Source organism: Stenotrophomonas sp. 2694 (genome assembly GCF_040548715.1).
Taxonomy (GTDB): Bacteria; Pseudomonadota; Gammaproteobacteria; order Xanthomonadales; family Xanthomonadaceae; genus Stenotrophomonas; species Stenotrophomonas indicatrix.
The window spans coordinates 1-17258 of record NZ_JBEPSG010000027.1 but is presented as its reverse complement, the minus strand read 5'-3'; the positions used below and the strand labels follow the sequence as shown (position 1 = coordinate 17258).

Sequence of the window (17258 nt, the reverse complement as noted above, 5' to 3'; positions counted from 1 at the left end):
TCAACTTTCGGCGGCGTATCCTGCGACCTCAACCAAAGTCGAGGTCAAGCAACGCCTGCGGTGTCGCGCCACAGCGGCGGTATTTCCAGGTGCAGCAGGCCGCGTGGCAGTTCGGCATCACTGCTGTCGCAACGGACGATTGCGCGGTTGTCGCGGCACCCGTCGAGCAGGGACACCACGCGGCGACCGACCAGCAGTGAACTCGGCCATTCAATACAGGCGTTGGCAGCGTTGGCCGGCGTGCAGACCGGACTGCACACTTCCAGCATCTGCGCGCGTACGCCTACGGCTTGCGCTTCCTGGTGCACCACCTGCGCGTACATGCGCAGCGCGGCGGTGGTGATCGAGGTCTCGCCATAGCCTGCCCAGGGCTTGAGCCCGGCCGGGCTGCCGATCATCACGTAGCGGCGGGCGTGCACGTTGTCCTGCAGCAGCGGCAGCAGGTGGTGCACTGCGTGCACATGCGGCATCAGGTCCGCCTGCAATGCCGCCGACAGGGCGTCACCGCCACGCTCGACCACGCGGCCACGGTTGTACGGGCCGCCCATCGCGGCAACCACCGCTGCCAGCGGGCGCGGGCGCTGCGCCACGCGTTCGGCCAGCACGCGTGCCGAACTGTCGTCGCTGAGCGAGCCCAGCATCGTCTGCAGGCCCGGCTCATCAGCGAACTGCTCGTGCAACGCCGCCAGGCGGCCGGGATCGCGGCCGACCACCAGCACGGGGCTGCCGGCCTCCAGCAATGCGCCGACCACACCCTGGCCCACGGCACCGGTGCCGCCGAGAACCAGGACCTCGGGCGTCAGAATCCCATTCACGGGACATTTCCTCCCAAATCCGGGATAGTCCCGATTCGGCGCAGTCGGTCACCCTTGTGTGAAGCAAGGTGCAAGGCACCGCCACGCTGCTGACGCATGGGTGCGGTAAACTCCCGAAAATCCTTGTTAACCAAGGAGCTGGGACGGGATTCAACGGTCATTGCCAGGTCCAAGGCGTTCTGGCCGGCAATCCGGAAGCGGGCAAGAATGTTGCGCAGGCTCATGGCGGACGGGCTCCAATTAGCGAATGGCGCCACGATAGACCTCAAACCCCTACTTGATTAGTCCTGATTAAGGGGAATAATCATCCCGTCCCCGGTCCAATCGTTCTGTCACGATTGCCCCATCCCCGACGTCCAGGATCCCTGACCATGTCCCACGATCTCAACGAGACGCTGATCTTCGTCAAAGTGGTCGAGCAAGGCAGCTTCATCGCGGCTGCCAAATCGCTCGGCCTGCCCAAGACCACGGTCAGCCGCAAAGTGCAGGAACTTGAGACGCGCCTGGGTGCGCGCCTGCTGCACCGGACCACGCGCCGCCTCGGCCTCACCGAAGCCGGTTCGATCTATCACGAGCATTGCCAGCGCATCGCGCGCGAACTTGAAGAAGCCGAAAGCGCGGTCAGCCAGCTGCAGTCTGGTCCACGCGGATGGTTGCGCTTCACCGTGCCCTATTCGATCGGCATCACCTGGATCGCACCGCTGCTGGGCCAGTTCCATGCGCAGTACCCGGAAATCCGCCTGGACATGCACATGGGCAACGAGAAGCTGGACCTGATCGCCGGTGAGGCCGATCTTGCCCTGCGCGTGGGTGCCCTGCCCGATTCCAACCTGGTGGCGCGCAAGCTCGGCAGCCTGCGCACGCAGGTGTTCGCCAGCCCGGCCTACATCGAGCGCTACGGCGAGCCGCTGCATCCGGAAGAGCTGCAGTTCCACCGCATCCTGGCCATGCGCAAGCCGTACCACACCGGCAATTCGCCACGCTTCACCTGGCAGCTGGGCGAGAACGGTGGTGAGCTGCGCGACTTCCCGGTGACGCCGCTGATGACGGCCAACGACATGTCTGCGCTGAATGGCGCGCTGGTGTGTGGCGAAGGTCTGCTGCTGACCGGCGACGTGATGGCCAAGCCGTTCGTCGAGTCGGGCATGGTGCGCCGGGTTCTGGCCGGCTGGACCGGCCCGGAAGTGGATTTCAACGCGGTGTTCGCCGGTGGCCGCCTGGTGTCGCCGAAGGTACGCGCGTTCGTCGATTTCCTGGTGGAGAAGCTCAACTTCGACGCCAACTACATGCTGGCGCAGTGCCCCGGTGCGAAGCTGGCGCGGCAGCAGCAGGAACAGGAAGAAGCGGCGCTGGCGAGCAGCGGCAAGCGTATCCTGGAGAAGGTGGCTGCTTCGGCGGCGTAAGCTGCAGCGATGCCGCCTGTACCCTGCTCTCCTGGATGGCCTCCGGTAGATGCCGACCTTGGTCGGCACGGCTCTCCACATGGGCTATCGGCGTGCCGAGCACACTCGGCACCTACAGAAAATGCCGCCTGCTAGGGCGGCATTTTCGTTCCGGCTGCGCCGGAACAGCGATAACGCTGCGCGTTATTGCTTGAGAGGAATCACGCGGATCTCGACGCGGCGGTTCTTGGCACGGCCGGCATCGGTGCTGTTGTCAGCGATCGGGTAGGCCTTGCCCGCGCCCAGGGTTTCGATGCGCACGCTCTGCACGCCCTGGCCGATCAGGTACTGCGCCACCGAATCAGCACGCTCCTTGGACAGGCGGTTGTTGACCGCGTCGCTGCCGATGCTGTCGGTGTGGCCGACCACTTCGATCATGGTCTGGTTGTAGTCACGCAGGGTGCCGGCAACGCCATTGAGCGAGCCGTAGAACTGCGGCTTCAGTGCCGACTTGCCGAAGTCGAAGGTGATGCCGTCGGGCAGGTTCAGCATGATGTTGTCGCCCTGTCGCTCGACGTCGATGCCGGTGTTGGCGGTGCGCTCGCGCAGCGCGCGCTCCTGGCGATCCTGGTACTGGCCCACCGCGGCGCCACTGAGTGCGCCGATGCCCGCGCCGATCAGCGCATGCTGGCGACGCTCGGTCGCGCTGTCGCCGGACAGCAGGCCCGCGGCCACGCCGATGGCGGTACCGATCAGGGCATTGCGGCCGGTGCGGTTCTGCTGCTCGGTCGGGTTGCCGTACGGATCACTCTGCACATAGGAGCCGCCGGTGGCGCAGGCCGACAGGACGGCCGCACTCATCAGGGCCAGTGCGACGTTGCGGGTGGTGTTGCGGATCATGGTGTTCTCCTTGGTTTCCGGTCGGGCCGGCGGCTTGCGGGCGGCAACGAGGATAAACAGCCGGACGCGATGTCGGGATGATGATCACGCCGGTCGACAGGGGCGTGTTCAGCTAGCTGTCTGGACCGCTCAGCCAGCGCTTTACCCCGCCGCCGACTGACGGTAGGCGGCCAGAGCGGCATCCCGGCCGGCGGCGAGGTCCACCAGCGGCGTGCGTGGGTAGCCCGGCGCGCGTTCGGCCAGCAGGTGCGGATGCTGCCATGGAGCGAACCGCGCTTTCACCGGCAGCACCGCCAGCTCAGGCACCCAGCGGCTGATGTAGCGCGCCTGCGGATCGAACTTCTCGGCCTGTGTGACGGGATTGAACACGCGGAAATACGGAGCCGCGTCGGCACCGGTGCCGGCCACCCACTGCCAGCCCATCGTGTTGTTGGCCAGGTCGGCATCCACCAACGTGTCCCAGAACCAGCGCGCACCGTGCAGCCAATGCGCGCGCAGGTGCTTGCACAGGTAGCTGGCAACGATCATCCGCACCCGGTTGTGCATGTAGCCGGTATGCCAGAGCTCGCGCAGGCCAGCATCAACGATGGGCACACCGGTGTTGCCGCGCTGCCAGTCGTGCAGCTGGGCGGCACCGGGGCTGGCCCACGGGAAGCGATCGAAGCGTGGATTGAGGTTGTCGGTGGGCGTCTTCGGGAAGTGGTGCAGCAGGTGATGGGCAAAGTCACGCCAGCCAAGCTGGCGCAGGTAGCCATCGATGTCAGCATCGGTACCGGCACTGCGCAGGCCTTCCAGCGCGTGGGCGATGCGCCACGGCGCGATTTCGCCGAAATGCAGGTGCGGCGACAGCCGCGAGGTACCGACCCGGTCCGGCAGGTCGCGCTGCTCGCGATAGCCGCGCAGCGCACCATCCTCGAACACGGACAACGCCTCGAGCGCACCGGTCTCGCCCGGCTGCCAGTGTTCCCAGAACCCGGTATCCCAGTGAAGCGTGGGCGCCAGCTGCAGCGTATCCAGCGCGAGGGTGTCGACCGTATGCGCCGGCAGCGTCTCCGGTGCGGCCCGCAAGGCGGGCAAACGCCAGTGGCTGAGTACGTTGCGCCAGTACGGAGTGAATACCTTGTAGGGCTGCCCCTGCTGGGTGGCGATGTCCCAAGGCTCGAACAGCAGGCTGCCGTTGCAGCTCTGCGCATCGATGCCCTGCTCGCGCAGCGTGCGTTTGATGGCGGCATCGCGCGGTTGCGTGGCCGGTTCGTACTTGCGGTTCCAGTACACCGCTTCAGCGCCGGTCTGCTCGATCAACGCCTGCAGGGCAGGCAGGCTGTCACCGGCACGCAGCACCAGCGATGAACCCCGTGCACGCAGGCCGGCATCCAGTGCCGCCAGCGAACGATGGCGCCACGCATTGGAGGCCGCGCCCGGCGCCCACTCTCCCTCTTCGTGCGGCGCGTGGATGTACACCGGCACCACAGCGTGGCCCGCTTCCAGCGCCGCCTGCAGCGCCGGATTGTCCTGCAACCGCAGGTCCCGACGGAACCATACCAACGCTACCGACACGTGCACTGCCTCTCAGTTGCTGGGCGGCCATGATAGCCAGTGACGGTGAAGGCGATGCGTGCGACCGGCTCTGCTAGGCTGCGCGCTCTTCCGCTTCCGCCCGGCCCTCGTCATGGATGATCTTCGCGCCACGTTTGCCCGCTTCGGCGCCCTGCAACCGCAATCCGCCGGCGCGTGGCAGGGGCCGTTCCCGCTGCCGGACGTGCTGGCCGGATTCTACGCACGCGTCGGCCCGTTCGGCGAGGTATTCAATCCTGCAAAAGGCCCCTGCGGCATCACCATTCCAGGCCTTGAGGTGTGGATACCGCCCTTGCAGCGCCTCTGGGCCTACCAGGCAGGCTATCGCTGGAACGGCAACGATGGCGAACCGATCAGCGATTGGCCGGCGCAGTGGCTGGTGATCGCCGACCGTGGCGCCGATCCCCTCATCCTCGACATCGACGACGGCCGCGTACTGTTCGCCCGTCATGGTGCGGGCCACTGGGACGCCGGCGGGTTCGCCGCCGACGTGCCGACCCTGATGGCCGCGTTGGCTGCGGCCGGCAGCGTTTACCTCGATGCCGATGAGGATCTGTACAGCGATGACGATGATGGCGGGATCCGTCCGGTTCATCGCGAAGCGGCGCTGCGCGCTGTCGCTGTGGTGCTGGGCAGCACGGATGAAGCAGAACTGTTCCTGGACGCGATGCAGTAGAGCCACGCCATGCGCGGATGGTGCACGGAAAGGTTCAATCCACGCGTGGCATGGATCCACTTCTGGACTGCTGCATCGCTTCGCTGATCACCCGTCCGTCGTTCTTTCCTGCGGCACCTGCTCCGGCTGAGCGGCCAGGAACGGGTGCAGTACGGTATCGGCAGCAGCCACCGCGCCCACCACCAGCAGCAGGGCAACGGCAATGGCGGCCATCGGAACGAGGCGCGGGCGCGTGCTCATCGGTCGTTCCTCACTCCCAGCACCGGTCGGTGCGGCCCTTGGCGGTCTGGGCACGCGCGCAGTCACGCGGCGTGATCCGTCCCTCTCGCTGCTCCACCCGTTGCTTGCCGCCATTGTCATCGCGCTTCAGCTCGAAGGCGTCGTACAGGCGCCCGGTCACCGTGCGGGCCTCGTAGCGAAGGCGCTGCGGATCGATGCGCAACACCTGGAACAGCTGGGTGTCTTCGCCCACGGGGTCCATCGTCCTGCGTGCCTCGTCCGACAGGCGGTACTGCTTCGGTCCAGCCACTGTCACAACGTACTGCGGTGTTGCCGCCTGCCCTTCGCCGCGACGGCCGTAGGTATGGTCATGCCCCTGCAGTACCAGATCCACCTTGTGACGGCGCACCACCGGCAGCAGCACCTTGCGCAGGGCAGCATTCTCGCGGCCCTCGCGCGGCGAATAGAACGGCTGGTGCAGCAGCACGATCGTCCACGGCTGCCGGTTGCCGGACAGCACCTTGTCCAACCACTGTGCCTGCGCCTTGGCGGTACCGAGATCCAGCGCCGACGTGCCATCGACCACGGCCACGCGCACGCCCTGTGCGTCGAACCAGTAGCTGGTACCCGCCGCCGCGCTGGCACCGTTGCCCGGCAGGGCGAAGGTCACCGGCCAATGGCGGCCCAGCACACGGCGCTCCTGTGGCGTGTCCTCGAATTCCTCGAAGTACTCGTGGTTGCCGATCGCCGGCGCCACCAGCGTCTCCTGTGCCAGCCAGCTGGTGGCGGCGAACCATTCGCCCCATTCGCTGTCGTCCATGTTGTCGCCACCGCTGACCAGGTCGCCGGCAAACAGACTGATCCGTGCATCCGGCGCGGCCTTCTGTGCAGCCCGCACCACGCGGCTTACATGGCTGACGTTCTTGTTCTGGGTATCGCCGAAATACAGCAGGGTCAGCGGCTGGTCGGCAGCGGCCAGCGTACGCAGCTGGTTCCACGCGCTCCAGCTGCCATTGCCCTGTACGCGGTAGACATACAGGGTGTCCGGCTGCAAACCATCGATGTCGGCGCGATGATGATGCGACAGGCCGTTCTCGGTCTGCAGCACCTGGGTCTTCGCGCGCACCTGGACGATGCCCTCGATGGCCGGCGAATCGTCGGCCCGTGCGATTTCCAGCAGCGGCGACTGCACGCTGCCATCGGTGCGCCAGGCCACTGCAAAGCCGTGGCTGGGGTCGACCGATGGAGAGGCAACGATGCGGTCCGGCACCGGTGTGGCCGCGTAGTAGCGGCTGCCCGACGGCACCTGCGTATTGGGCTCGGCCGCAGCCGTCGCCATCGATGGCAATGCCAGCAGCAGCCCGATCGCAAGCAAGCGCACCAAACGCGCGCTCACGAGCCACACTCCAGCGGCAGGGCCAACTGCTTGGCGATGCTCTCCCAGTCGAAGGCCACCACACCCTGGTCATCGTGCACCGCATACAGGGCACCGTGCGGGAAGCGTGGCGTCGGCTGCTGCATCATCCAGATGCCATCGGTGTTGGCCACGGTATTGCCCTGGAACGCACCCACCGGCTTCAGCGTATGGCGGTCGAACAGATGGAACACGCTGCGCTGCTTGCCCTGCTCGGTGGTGACCCACCAGCCGTCCTTGCCGCAGGTGCGCAGCATCACGCCTTCGGCCTGCGCCTTGAACACGTCGCGACCGAAGGTGGTGCCGGTGAAGCGCCCCGCCAGGGTGTAGACCTTGAATTCGCTGGCGTAGCTTTCGTCCTCTTCGGCGATCAGCAGGCGATCATTGGCCGGATCTCCCCAGATCGATTCGACCACACGCAACGCGCCGGCTTCGCTGGTATCACCGATGCTGGCCGACAGTGTTGCCTGCACCTTCGTGCCATCGCGGGACACGTGGTACTGGCGCACGCGCTTGTCCAGCTCAGCCAGCGGCGGCAGGATGTCCTTGCCCTGTGCGTCCTCGCCGTTGTCCCAGGAGTCGGTGACGTAGACGCTGTAGCCATCGGCACGGCGGTCCACCCACAGGCCGTAGGGCTTGCGCAGGTCGTCGGCACCGAAGGTGGCCAACGGAGTGAAGTCCGGCAGCGAAAGCACCTGCACACGGTGGTTGTCGCGCTCGACGATCCACAGCAGGTCATCGATCACCGCGATGCCGTTGGGACGATCGAACTGGCCCAGGCCGGTGCCGGTGCTGCCGACGTCGCGCAGGTGCTGGCCGTTGCTGCCGTCATAGACCACCAGCTTGTCGGTGGTCTTGGCCGTGGCGATCAGCCAGGTCTTGCCATCCGGCGCCTGCCAGGACGCGGGCGAATCGATGTTGTCGGCCGGGGTCATCGGGGTCAGGAAGGCCTCGGCGATGGTCGCCACGTTGCGCTCGACCGGTGCCACAGCGCCGGTCGCTGCAGCCGCTGCCGGCGCCTTGTCCGCGGCCGGCGTGCAGCCGGCGGCAAGAACGGCTGCCAGCGAGGCCGCCATCAGGATCATGCAACGCGCCATCACAGGGCCACCTTCAGGCCCACGGCGTAGGTGCGGCCATATTCCTCCATCTGCAGGGTGCGCGAGCGCGTGCCCTGGTAGAGCTCCAGGGGCTTGTCCAGCAGGTTCTGCGCTTCAAAGTACACGCTTACGTTCGCGTTGAACTTGTAGTCCAGCGAGAAGTCGAGCTGGGTGTTGGGCGCGACGTAGATGTCGAACGCACGGCCCTTGCCGATGCTGTCCAGGTACTCGCTGCGGTACACCGCCGCCAGACGGGTGCTCAGGCCGTACTTTTCATAGCCGATGTGGGCGCTGTAAACGTGCTTGGAGGCACGCGGCAGGGTGAAATCCTCACCGGCGCGATCCTCGATGCCAGCGTCGAATCCGGTATCCAGCCAGGTGCCGCTGGCGCCCACCAGCAGGCCGTCCAGGCCGGCGGGCAGGAAGGCCAGCTGCTGCTGCCAGTTCAGCTCCGCACCACGCACGGTGGCTTTGCGGCCATTGATCGGCTGGGTCACGTCGAAACCACCATAGGCCGGATCATTGGTGCGCACCGTCTCGACGATATAGCCGTCGATGGACTTGTGGAACAGACCGAGCGAAACGATGCCGGTGCTGCCGAGGTACTTCTCCACCGACAGGTCGATGTTCTTCGACTCGTACGGGTCCAGCTCAGGATTGCCCAGGCGCACTTCCTCGTCGCCGCGGCTGTAGCCGACGCGCGGCGAGATATCGCCGAAGGACGGGCGCGAAACGGTCTTGTTGGCCGAGGCGCGCAGCACCCAGTCATCGGCCGCGTCATAGCGCAGGTGCAGGCCCGGCAGTACGTTGGTATAGCTGCTGTTGGCCACGCGCGGGGTTACGGTGTAGCTGCGGCCGTTGGCCGCCACATCGACCTGGTTGCCTTCGGCCCTGAAGCGCGTGTTCTCCACACGCACGCCACCGATGATGCGCAGCGCACCGACATCCCAGGTCCCCATGGCGTAGCTGGCGAAGATGTCTTCACTGGCGGTGTAGTCCTCTTCCAGCGAGGTCATCGCGTTGGCGCCGGCATCCTGCGGACGGGCACTGAACTGGCCACGGTTGGCCGCCCAGTACGCGCGCATCGCGTCCGAATCCATGCCGTCACCCAGGGTGCCGTGGCGGTGATCCGGGGAGCCGGTGGTCCAGCTGGACAGGGCAACCTTCGGGCCGACGCGCAGTTCGCTTTCGTCGACGTTGACGTCGCGGTCGCGCCAGCGCCCCAGCAGGCCGAACTTGATGCTGCTGCTGTCGCCGTCGAAGCGGACGTTGACCTGTGCGCTGTGCTCCTTGTCGTTCACCTGCTTGGGTGAAATCACGAAGCGGTCGAACGCGTAGTTCGCGTTGTCCAGCCACTGCGGATTGTCGAAGCTGTAGCTGGGCATTCGACTGCTCTGGTCCAGCGTACCGTTGAAGGCCTTGCCGTTGAGCTTGAAGCGCGCCTCCATTTCATCGTTCACCCGCTCTTCGGTGCGGGTGAAACCAACCTTGTAATCGACCACGGCGTTGGTCAGCGTGTTCTCGCCGCCCAGGCTGGCCGCGAAGGTGTTCTCTTCCTTGGTGCGGTAGCGCATGCGCTTGTCGATGGAATCCTTCGGCATGCCGTCCAACCGGTACTGGTCGGTACCGGTCTTCACCATCTTGGCGTCATCGAAGTTGAAGATCACCCGCTGGCGGGTTTCGGCATCATCGAACTGGCTGTACAGCGCACGCAGGTAGTACTTGCTGTCCTCGTTCGGGCGCCAGTCCAGGTTGAGGTTGGCGCCGATGCGCTTGCGCTCGATTTCGTATTTGCGGTGCTGCAGGTTGATCGCGGTGACGTCGCCCGGTGCGGCATCGTCTTCGCCGTCGTACTCCACTTCGGTGTTGTCCGATTCGAACGTGCGCTTCTGGTAGTTCACGCCCAGCGCGACGCCGAAGGTGTCGTTGAACACTTCGCTGTAGTTGAAGGCCGCCTTCGGGCTGGTTTCGCCGGACAGCTGCTGGTGGCTGGCTTCGATCTTGCCACGCAGGCTGCGGCCGTCACGATCGAAGGCCGAGGCCGATTCAACCAGGATCGCGCCACCGATGGCGTCGCCCGGCATGTCCGGGGTGGGCGACTTGACCACGCGCAGGCGCTCGGTCGAATCGGACGGAATCACATCCAGCGGCGCCGCGCGGCTGGAATCTTCCGGGGTGCCGATGGCGATGCCGTCGACGCTGACGCTGTTGAGGTTGGCATCCAGGCCACGCACCACCACGAACCGGCCTTCACCCTGGTCGCGGGTCACGCTGATGCCTGGCAGGCGCTGCAGCGACTCGGCCACGTTCTTGTCCGGGTACTGGCCCAGCGCGTCGGAGGACACGGCGTCTTCGATGGCATCGCTGCTGCGCTTCAGGTCGACGGCGCGTACCTGCGATTCCAGCTGTGCACGCACTTCGATGCGCTCCAGATCGGTCGCTGCGGCGGCACCCCCTGCCACGGCAGCGGCAGCGTTTTCGGCCGCCAGCACCGACGGGCTGGCCGTCACCAGCAGCGAGAGGCTGATTGCCAGGCCCAACGTATTCTTCTTCTGCACAGCTATCCCCAACGGTGTAAAGATTGGGTCAGCACGGTATGTCCGGCAGGTTGCATGGGCATGACACCGGTGAAGCCTGGCCTGCCGGACCCGGCTCGGCACCACCGCGCATTCCGCTTAAAATGGGGGCCTCCCCTTCTGCCAGACCCTCCCATGAAGATCGTCGAAGTGCGCCACCCGCTGGTGCAGCACAAGATCGGCCTGATGCGCAACGCCGCGCTCAGCACCAAGGATTTCCGCGAACTGGCCAACGAACTGGGCACGCTGCTGGCCTACGAGGCCACCGCCGACCTGGAAACCGAGCCGCACACCCTGCCGGGCTGGTCCGGCCCGGTCACCGTGCAGCGCATCGCCGGCGCCAAGATCACCGTGGTGCCGATCCTGCGCGCCGGCCTGGGCATGCTCAGCGGCGTGCTGTCGCTGATCCCGGCCGCCCGTGTCAGCGTAGTCGGCCTGCAGCGCGATGAGGAAACCCTGCAGCCGGTGCCCTACTTCGAGCGCCTGACCGGCCGCCTGGAAGAGCGCGACGCGCTGATCCTCGACCCGATGCTGGCCACCGGCGGCACCCTGATCGCCACCATCGACATGCTCAAGCGCGCCGGCGCCCGCCGGATCAAGGGCATCTTCCTGGTTGCCGCGCCGGAGGGCATCGAAGCGGTGAAGGCCGTGCACCCGGACGTGGAGATCTACACCGCCGCGATCGACGCGCAGCTCAATGACAAGGGCTACATCCTGCCGGGCCTGGGTGATGCCGGCGACCGCATCTTCGGTACCCGCGTGGGCTGAGATCGACCGGGTCGGAGCGCTTTCGAAAGGAAGTGCTCCACCTGCTCCAGGCACCTTCACGCCGGCTTTGCGGCAACGGGCGAATGCTCCGCGCACCCGCCCTGCCCTGGAGCCACCATGAAAGCCTCTTTGCTGCTCGCCGCCGCCCTGCTGGTCGGCCTACCGTTTGCCGCCAACGCAGCCACCCCACAGCAGCAGCGCATGGCCGACTGTTCGGCAAAGAACAAAGGGCTGAAAGGCGACGCCTACAAGTCCGCGCAGAGCGCATGCCTGAGTTCGCACGCAGCCGCACCGGCAACCCCTGCCACGCCGCAGGAGCGCATGAAGAAGTGCAACGCAGACGCCGCCACCCAAAAGCTCGCCGGCGACGCCCGCAAGACCTTCATGAGCAGCTGCCTCAAGGCATCGTAAAGACAGCGAAGAAAGGCCCCATCCACGCATGGCGTGGATCTACTGACCGTCATTTGGAACCTGTCCGTCGAATGGGGTCAGAGCCCATTGCCCAGCAACGGGATCCGACCCCGAAAGATCCAACGGGTGTCCCATCCGTCGCCGGAAATCTGTCGAAGGCGGGGCGGTGTCGGATTGCGGGGTGTCAGCCGCATGGATGCGGCTGCCAAGCCTACAAGGACGTACTTGCGGCGTCCCCGCCATCCGACACCGCCCCGCCACCCCACGGATAGCCCGCTGTTGCTGTTGCTGTTGAGGTTGCCGGCCAGCGGCCGGCACTACAGCAGGTGCAGGGCGCAGCCCTGCCGGCCAACCTCACCCCAGCGCGCGCGCCTTCAGTTCGCCCTGCTCATGCAGCGTCACGAAACGTCCCTTCTCATCCCGCCCGACCTGCGCCAGCGCCACCTGCGGATCATGGGTGAAGAACAGATGCACGTTGCGCGCCAGCTTGTCTTCCAGGAACTGTCGCTTCTCGTCGATCAGCAGCTCGGCGTTGCGGTCGTACCCCATGGTGATCGGCACGTGCACCCACGAGCGACCCGGAATCAGATCGGCGCAGAACACCACGCCGCCATGCGCCCCCTCGCCTGTGCGTGCCTGCCCGACGATCTCGGCCAGCATCAGCCCCGGCGTGTGCCCGTCGCTGTAACTGAAACGCACGCTGTGGCCCAGCACCTTCGAATACTCGCCGTCCACCACTTCCAGGCGGCCACTGGCCTGCAGCAGGCCCGGCAGTTCTGGAATGAAGCTGGCGCGATCGCGCGGGTGCGGCTGCAGCGCGCGCTGCCAATGCTGCGCCCCGACCACGTACGTCGCATTGGGGAACAGCAGTTCCGGTTCACGGCCTTCGTGCCACGCGGCCAACAGGCCGCCGGCATGGTCGAAGTGCAGATGGCTGAGCACCACCACGTCGATGTCTTCGTGCTCGAAGCCGGCTTCGCGCAGCGAATCGATCAGCACATGCTGGCTTTCCTGCACGCCATAGCGCTCGCGCATGCGCGGCTCGAAGAACGCACCGATGCCGGTTTCGAACAGCACCGTCTTGCCTTCCAGCGGGCTCGCCAACAACGCACGACAGGCCAGCTCGATGCGGTTGAGCTCATCCGGTGCTGCCCACTTTTCCCACAACGCGCGCGGCGCGTTGCCGAACATTGCACCGCCATCCAGGCGTTGGGTATTACCGCGGATCGACCATAGTTTCATGACGCAATTATCGGTGGCCGCTCGTTAAATAATCGCTAGTGGGAAAATGAAAAACCCCGCCGTTGCGGGCGGGGTTCCCAGGTTTGCGTCCGCCGGGCATGGCCCGGCGCTACCGCCGGATCAGGGAGCCGTCACAATCTGGGCACTGCCGACCGGGTTGCGCGGGTCACTGCCGCCAAACAGTTTGTTGGCCTTGCGGTCCCACTCCACCGTCTGCAGGTTGCCCCACACGTGGCTGGAGCCGCGGCCGCCGGCAGCGACCTCGCCCGGCAGGTCGATCTTGTGGCCCATCGCCTGCAGCTGCTTGATGGTGCCAGCGTCGAAAGCATTGCTTTCCGCTTCGATCAGGTCCGGCAGCCACTGGTGGTGGTAGCGCGGCAGCGCGGCGACCTGCTGCGCATCCAGGCCAGCGTCGTAGCCCAGGATACCCAGCAGCACCATGGTGATGATGCGGCTGCCACCGGGCGTGCCCAGCACGATCACCTTGTCGTCGTTTTCCATGAAGGTGGGCGTCATCGAGCTGAGCATGCGCTTGCCCGGCTTCGGCGCGTTGGCCGCGTAGCCCATCACGCCAAAGGCATTGGGCGTTCCCGGCTTCAGCGCGAAGTCGTCCATCTCGTTGTTCAGCAGCACGCCGGTGCCCTTCGGAATCAGCCCCGAGCCGTACAGCAGGTTGACGGTCTGGGTGGCACCGACACGGTTGCCATCACGGTCGATGATCGAGAAATGGGTGGTCTCGTCATCCTCCAGTGGCGTCGGGTTGCCCGACAGCAGGTCGCTGGGGGTCGCCTTTTCCGGGTGGATGGTGGCGCGCAGGCCCTGCGCGTAATCCTTGCTGGCCAGCACCTTCTGCGGGATCTGCACGAAATCCGGATCGCCAAGGAAGAAGGTGCGGTCACGGTAGGCACGACGCATCGACTCGACCACCAGATGGGTGCGGTGCGCGGCATCCATCTGCTTGATGTCCCAGCCTTCCAGGATCTGCAGCATGCTGGCCAGGGCGATGCCACCGGAGGACGGCGGCGGTGCGGTGGTGATCTTCCAGCCGTTGTAGTTGAAGACGATCGGCGCACGCTGCTTGACGCGGTAGCCGGCCAGCTCTTCGGCGGTCCACTTGCCGCCCGCCTGCTTCACGCCGGCCAGCAGCAGCTTGCCGGTCTGGCCCTTGTAGAAGCCGTCGAAGCCACCGGCCGCCAGGCGCTCCAGGGTCTGCGCCAGTTCCGGCTGCTTGAACAGGTCACCGGTGGCGATCGGCTTGCCATTGCGCAGGTAGACCTCGCGCGTACCGGGATAACGCTCCATCACTTCACGGCGCGAGGCATAGCCCTTGGCCATGCGGTCGTACACCGGGAAGCCTTCACGCGCGATGCGGATCGCCGGCTGCAACGATGCCGCCAGCGGCAGCTTGCCGTGCTTGGCCGACAGTTCGACCAGCGCCGCCGGCAGGCCCGGAATGCCGGCCGACCACGGGCCGTTGACCGAGCGGTCGCGGTCCAGGTCACCCTTCTTGTCGAGGAAGGCCTGCGGCGTGGCCGCGGCCGGCGCGGTCTCGCGCGCGTCCAGCATCACGTCCTTGCCGGTAGCCGCATCATGCAGCAGGAAGAAGCCGCCGCCACCAAGACCGGAGCTGATCGGCTCGACCACTGCCAGGGTGGAGGACACCGCCACCGCCGCGTCGAAGGCGTTGCCGCCCTGGGCCAGGATGTCGACACCGGCCTGGGTGGCCAGGGCGTGACCGCTGGCGATGGCCACGCCATCGGGGCGCTCGGCACGGACCGGGGCATCAGCCCAGGCGACGGAACTCAGCAGCAGGCCGAGCAGCAACAGGGGGCGGGCGAACGACTTCATTCGGATGGGGGCTCCGCATAGAGTTCGGGATGATCGTGCTGCAGTTGGCGCAACTTGGCCAGCAGCTCGATTTCGGTTTCGACGATGTCCGGATCGGGGTCGATGCATTCGACCGGGCAGACGACCACGCACTGCGGTTCGTCGAAATGGCCCACGCACTCGGTACAGCGGGCGGGGTCGATCACGTAGATGGTTTCACCCATCGTGATGGCCTGGTTCGGGCAGGCCGGCTCGCATACGTCGCAGTTGACGCAGAGCTCATTGATTTTCAGCGACATGGCGATACTCCACGCCCGCGCCTTGGGACAAGGACCGGCCTGCGCGGGCGCGCGGGCCGGTCAGGTCATCAGCGGCGCCCATCGCAGGGCGCCGCCCGGGCCGTGCCGAAGCACGACCGCCTCGGCTCGGTCTTACTTGGCTTCGACGAAAATGTACTCGGCACCGGTCGGCTGGACCACGGCCTGCACGCGGGCGTTGTCGGCGGACTGGCCGATGAAGACGACGCGCACGCCCTTCATCGAATCCGGCGAGACATCCTTGAACACGGTCTGGATCATGTCAGCCATCTTGCCCGAGGCCGACGAACCGAAGGCCAGCATGTTGCCCGGCTGCACGCCACGGGCCACGGCCTGGGTCGCGCTTTCGGTCTGGCGCTCGTACTTGGCCTGGAAGTCCGGATCCGATTCCGGCGACAGGTAGTACAGGAACGGGCTGTTGGTGATGTTGCCCATGTTCTGGATGGCCACTTCCTGCAGGTACTTCTTCCAGCCTGCGTCGTCTTCCTTGGCCGGCGCGACCAGCGCCTGCTTGGCTTCGTCGACCGGAGCGGCTTCTTCCTTCTTGCAGGCGGTGAAAGCCAGGGCAAACGAAGCGATCAGCATCGCGCGCATGGTGTTGTTCATGGGTTTCCTCCCGGAATGTTGCGTGTTGGTGTGCGTAATGGAATGCGTGGTGCTACAGGATCTACTGCTGGCCAGGGCTTACGACTGCGCCGACTTCGCTTCGCGGACCTTGCGCAGCGCCTCGAGCACGGCGGCCGGCACGAAGCCGGACACATCGCCACCCAGGCGTGCGATCTCGCGGACCAGCGAGGACGAAATGAAGCTGTGCTGCTCGGCGGGGGTCAGGAACAGGGTCTCGACCTCCGGAATCAGGTGGCGGTTCATGCTCGCCATCTGGAATTCGTACTCGAAGTCGGACACCGCGCGCAGCCCGCGCAGCAGCACACCGCCCTGCACCGAACGCACAAAATGGGCCAGCAGCGTATCGAAGCCGATGACCTCGACGTTGCTGTGGTGGCCCAGGGCGCCACGCGCCAGCTGCACGCGCTGTTCCAGCGGCAGGGCCGGTCCCTTCGAGGGGCTCTGCGCCACGCCCACCACGACCTTTTCAAACAGCGGCGCGGCCCGGCTCACCAGGTCGATATGACCGTTGGTGATGGGGTCGAACGTGCCGGGATAGACGGCGATGCGGCGGTTGGCCACGGTCATGGGCGGTAGCAGATGTTCAGATGAGGTCAAAGTGTAGCAGCGGCGCGGCGGTACAGGGCAAAGCGCACCTCGCGGGTGCCGCCATCGCGGTGCAGCAGCCATTCCGGGGGCAGCACCGGCACGTGGCTGGCCGGCGATTCCAGGTACAGCCAGGCATCGGCGGCCAGGTGCCGCGGCAGCTGGGCCAGCACGTCCTGCCACAGGCCATCGGCGAACGGCGGGTCGATGAACACCAGATCCGCCTGCTGTGCCGGCGCGGCCTGCAGCCAGCGCAGCGCATCGGCCTGGGCGACCGTCACGACGTCACCCGCCTGCAGTCTGGCCACGGCCGCCGACAGGTTGCGCGCCAGCTGCGGGTCGCGCTCGACCAGGGTGGCATGCGCGGCCCCCCGCGAGACCGCCTCCAGCCCCAGCGCGCCGCTGCCGGCGAACAGGTCCAGCACGCGCGCCCCGCCCAGCTTGGGCATCAACCAGTTGAACAGGGTCTCACGCACGCGGTCGCTGCTGGGCCGCAGGCCCGGCAGGGTCGGAACCGGCAGTCGGGTATTGCGCCAGCGCCCACCGATGATGCGCACCTGGCCTTCGTTGCCACCGCGGCCGCTCACAGCCGCCCCTGGCGAGGTTCATTCGAGAATTTCAGCATGAGCGGGATTGTAGTTCGGCCGGGCTGCGCCCGGCACCCGCAGAGGCCGAAGCAACGGCCGAAGCAACGTCAAAAGCTGGCTTCCTGCGGGTTGGCGGGGTGGGTCCGGTTGCGGGGGCCGCCGTAAATCCGTCCATGGAGGCTCGGGGGCGCGCACACGCGCGCGCGCCCCCCCCCCCCCCCCCCCCCCCCCCCCCCGCAG

At 66.4% G+C, this 17258-nt stretch carries 17 protein-coding genes and 1 pseudogene; 4 read left to right on the top strand and 14 right to left on the bottom strand.

Annotated elements, in window-relative coordinates; genetic code table 11:
* Window positions 1-44 precede the first annotated feature (44 nt).
* Together ABIA73_RS19815 and ABIA73_RS19810 are read right to left on the bottom strand one after the other, a co-directional pair.
* Window positions 45-815 (bottom strand): SDR family NAD(P)-dependent oxidoreductase, encoded by a 771-nt coding sequence (locus ABIA73_RS19815; RefSeq protein ID WP_354276197.1) that lies wholly within the window; start codon window positions 813-815, stop codon window positions 45-47.
* Window positions 812-1039: a hypothetical protein gene (locus ABIA73_RS19810; protein ID WP_025878840.1), complete on the bottom strand. Its 228-nt coding sequence runs from the start codon at window positions 1037-1039 to the stop codon at window positions 812-814. Before ABIA73_RS19810 ends, ABIA73_RS19815 begins: the two co-directional genes overlap by 4 nt.
* A 147-nt stretch (window positions 1040-1186) precedes the next feature.
* Here ABIA73_RS19810 and ABIA73_RS19805 point away from each other — a divergent pair, with 147 nt between their 5' ends.
* Entirely contained in the window at window positions 1187-2218 is a 1032-nt protein-coding gene (locus ABIA73_RS19805) for a LysR family transcriptional regulator (RefSeq protein ID WP_025878839.1), read from the top strand.
* Between the two features lie 183 nt (window positions 2219-2401).
* Here the strand turns inward: ABIA73_RS19805 and ABIA73_RS19800 are convergent, their stop codons facing one another.
* A complete protein-coding gene (locus ABIA73_RS19800; RefSeq protein ID WP_025878838.1) occupies window positions 2402-3097 on the bottom strand; it encodes a YiaD family glycine zipper/OmpA-like lipoprotein in 696 nt (231 codons plus the stop codon).
* A gap of 141 nt (window positions 3098-3238) precedes the next feature.
* Window positions 3239-4654, bottom strand: a complete 1416-nt coding sequence (locus ABIA73_RS19795; RefSeq protein WP_354276196.1) for a cryptochrome/photolyase family protein — start codon at window positions 4652-4654, stop codon at window positions 3239-3241.
* A gap of 112 nt (window positions 4655-4766) precedes the next feature.
* Between ABIA73_RS19795 and ABIA73_RS19790 the strand changes: the two genes are divergently transcribed.
* Window positions 4767-5348, top strand: coding sequence for a hypothetical protein (locus tag ABIA73_RS19790; protein ID WP_354276195.1), 582 nt, complete (start codon window positions 4767-4769; stop codon window positions 5346-5348).
* Window positions 5349-5453: 105 nt separating this feature from the next.
* Here the strand turns inward: ABIA73_RS19790 and ABIA73_RS19785 are convergent.
* The 4 genes and pseudogenes from ABIA73_RS19785 to ABIA73_RS19770 form a co-directional block, all read right to left on the bottom strand.
* Window positions 5454-5588: pseudogene (locus ABIA73_RS19785) on the bottom strand (inorganic diphosphatase); the annotation flags it as partial.
* Window positions 5589-5598: 10 nt separating this feature from the next.
* Complete coding sequence (locus ABIA73_RS19780) at window positions 5599-6906, bottom strand: purple acid phosphatase family protein (protein ID WP_081323693.1); 1308 nt, start codon at window positions 6904-6906, stop codon at window positions 5599-5601.
* A gap of 53 nt (window positions 6907-6959) precedes the next feature.
* On the bottom strand, window positions 6960-8078 hold the full coding sequence (locus ABIA73_RS19775; protein WP_313283203.1) for an NHL repeat-containing protein: 1119 nt from the start codon (window positions 8076-8078) through the stop codon (window positions 6960-6962).
* Window positions 8078-10636, bottom strand: coding sequence for a TonB-dependent receptor (locus tag ABIA73_RS19770; protein ID WP_354276194.1), 2559 nt, complete (start codon window positions 10634-10636; stop codon window positions 8078-8080). Before ABIA73_RS19770 ends, ABIA73_RS19775 begins: the two co-directional genes overlap by 1 nt.
* A gap of 153 nt (window positions 10637-10789) precedes the next feature.
* On the opposite strand from ABIA73_RS19770, the gene upp reads away from it, so the two are divergent.
* Window positions 10790-11422: a uracil phosphoribosyltransferase gene (gene upp / locus ABIA73_RS19765; RefSeq protein ID WP_025878832.1), complete on the top strand. Its 633-nt coding sequence runs from the start codon at window positions 10790-10792 to the stop codon at window positions 11420-11422.
* Window positions 11423-11539: 117 nt separating this feature from the next.
* Window positions 11540-11833: a PsiF family protein gene (locus ABIA73_RS19760; protein ID WP_309910716.1), complete on the top strand. Its 294-nt coding sequence runs from the start codon at window positions 11540-11542 to the stop codon at window positions 11831-11833.
* A gap of 354 nt (window positions 11834-12187) precedes the next feature.
* On the opposite strand, the gene ABIA73_RS19755 is transcribed toward ABIA73_RS19760, so the two are convergent.
* The 6 genes from ABIA73_RS19755 to rsmD all read right to left on the bottom strand — a co-directional run bounded on the left by ABIA73_RS19755 (window position 12188) and on the right by rsmD (window position 17018).
* The gene (locus tag ABIA73_RS19755) at window positions 12188-13075 is read right to left on the bottom strand and encodes an MBL fold metallo-hydrolase (RefSeq protein WP_354276193.1); all 888 of its coding nucleotides are present in this window, start codon (window positions 13073-13075) and stop codon (window positions 12188-12190) included.
* Window positions 13076-13195: 120 nt separating this feature from the next.
* A complete protein-coding gene (gene ggt / locus ABIA73_RS19750) occupies window positions 13196-14923 on the bottom strand; it encodes a gamma-glutamyltransferase (protein ID WP_354276192.1) in 1728 nt (575 codons plus the stop codon).
* Complete coding sequence (locus tag ABIA73_RS19745; protein ID WP_025878828.1) at window positions 14920-15201, bottom strand: YfhL family 4Fe-4S dicluster ferredoxin; 282 nt, start codon at window positions 15199-15201, stop codon at window positions 14920-14922. Before ABIA73_RS19745 ends, ggt begins: the two co-directional genes overlap by 4 nt.
* A 132-nt stretch (window positions 15202-15333) precedes the next feature.
* Window positions 15334-15825, bottom strand: a complete 492-nt coding sequence (locus ABIA73_RS19740; RefSeq protein WP_025878827.1) for a hypothetical protein — start codon at window positions 15823-15825, stop codon at window positions 15334-15336.
* A 78-nt stretch (window positions 15826-15903) separates the two neighbouring features.
* Entirely contained in the window at window positions 15904-16413 is a 510-nt protein-coding gene (coaD, locus tag ABIA73_RS19735; protein ID WP_008267036.1) for a pantetheine-phosphate adenylyltransferase, read from the bottom strand.
* A gap of 26 nt (window positions 16414-16439) precedes the next feature.
* Complete coding sequence (gene rsmD / locus ABIA73_RS19730; protein ID WP_033830840.1) at window positions 16440-17018, bottom strand: 16S rRNA (guanine(966)-N(2))-methyltransferase RsmD; 579 nt, start codon at window positions 17016-17018, stop codon at window positions 16440-16442.
* Between the last annotated feature and the right edge of the window lie 240 nt (window positions 17019-17258).

What these genes read in the sequence shown, in the direction of transcription:
- ABIA73_RS19805 (WP_025878839.1), top strand. Translation starts at nt 1,187, where the DNA reads ATGTCCCACGATCTCAACGAGACGCTGATCTTCGTCAAAGTGGTCGAG.
- ABIA73_RS19810 (WP_025878840.1), bottom strand. Translation starts at nt 1,039, where the DNA reads ATGAGCCTGCGCAACATTCTTGCCCGCTTCCGGATTGCCGGCCAGAAC.
- ABIA73_RS19745 (WP_025878828.1), bottom strand. Translation starts at nt 15,201, where the DNA reads ATGTCGCTGAAAATCAATGAGCTCTGCGTCAACTGCGACGTATGCGAG.
- ABIA73_RS19775 (WP_313283203.1), bottom strand. Translation starts at nt 8,078, where the DNA reads ATGGCGCGTTGCATGATCCTGATGGCGGCCTCGCTGGCAGCCGTTCTT.
- ABIA73_RS19760 (WP_309910716.1), top strand. Translation starts at nt 11,540, where the DNA reads ATGAAAGCCTCTTTGCTGCTCGCCGCCGCCCTGCTGGTCGGCCTACCG.
- upp (WP_025878832.1), top strand. Translation starts at nt 10,790, where the DNA reads ATGAAGATCGTCGAAGTGCGCCACCCGCTGGTGCAGCACAAGATCGGC.
- ABIA73_RS19790 (WP_354276195.1), top strand. Translation starts at nt 4,767, where the DNA reads ATGGATGATCTTCGCGCCACGTTTGCCCGCTTCGGCGCCCTGCAACCG.
- ABIA73_RS19800 (WP_025878838.1), bottom strand. Translation starts at nt 3,097, where the DNA reads ATGATCCGCAACACCACCCGCAACGTCGCACTGGCCCTGATGAGTGCG.
- ABIA73_RS19740 (WP_025878827.1), bottom strand. Translation starts at nt 15,825, where the DNA reads ATGAACAACACCATGCGCGCGATGCTGATCGCTTCGTTTGCCCTGGCT.
- ABIA73_RS19780 (WP_081323693.1), bottom strand. Translation starts at nt 6,906, where the DNA reads ATGGCGACGGCTGCGGCCGAGCCCAATACGCAGGTGCCGTCGGGCAGC.
- ABIA73_RS19755 (WP_354276193.1), bottom strand. Translation starts at nt 13,075, where the DNA reads ATGAAACTATGGTCGATCCGCGGTAATACCCAACGCCTGGATGGCGGT.
- ggt (WP_354276192.1), bottom strand. Translation starts at nt 14,923, where the DNA reads ATGAAGTCGTTCGCCCGCCCCCTGTTGCTGCTCGGCCTGCTGCTGAGT.
- coaD (WP_008267036.1), bottom strand. Translation starts at nt 16,413, where the DNA reads ATGACCGTGGCCAACCGCCGCATCGCCGTCTATCCCGGCACGTTCGAC.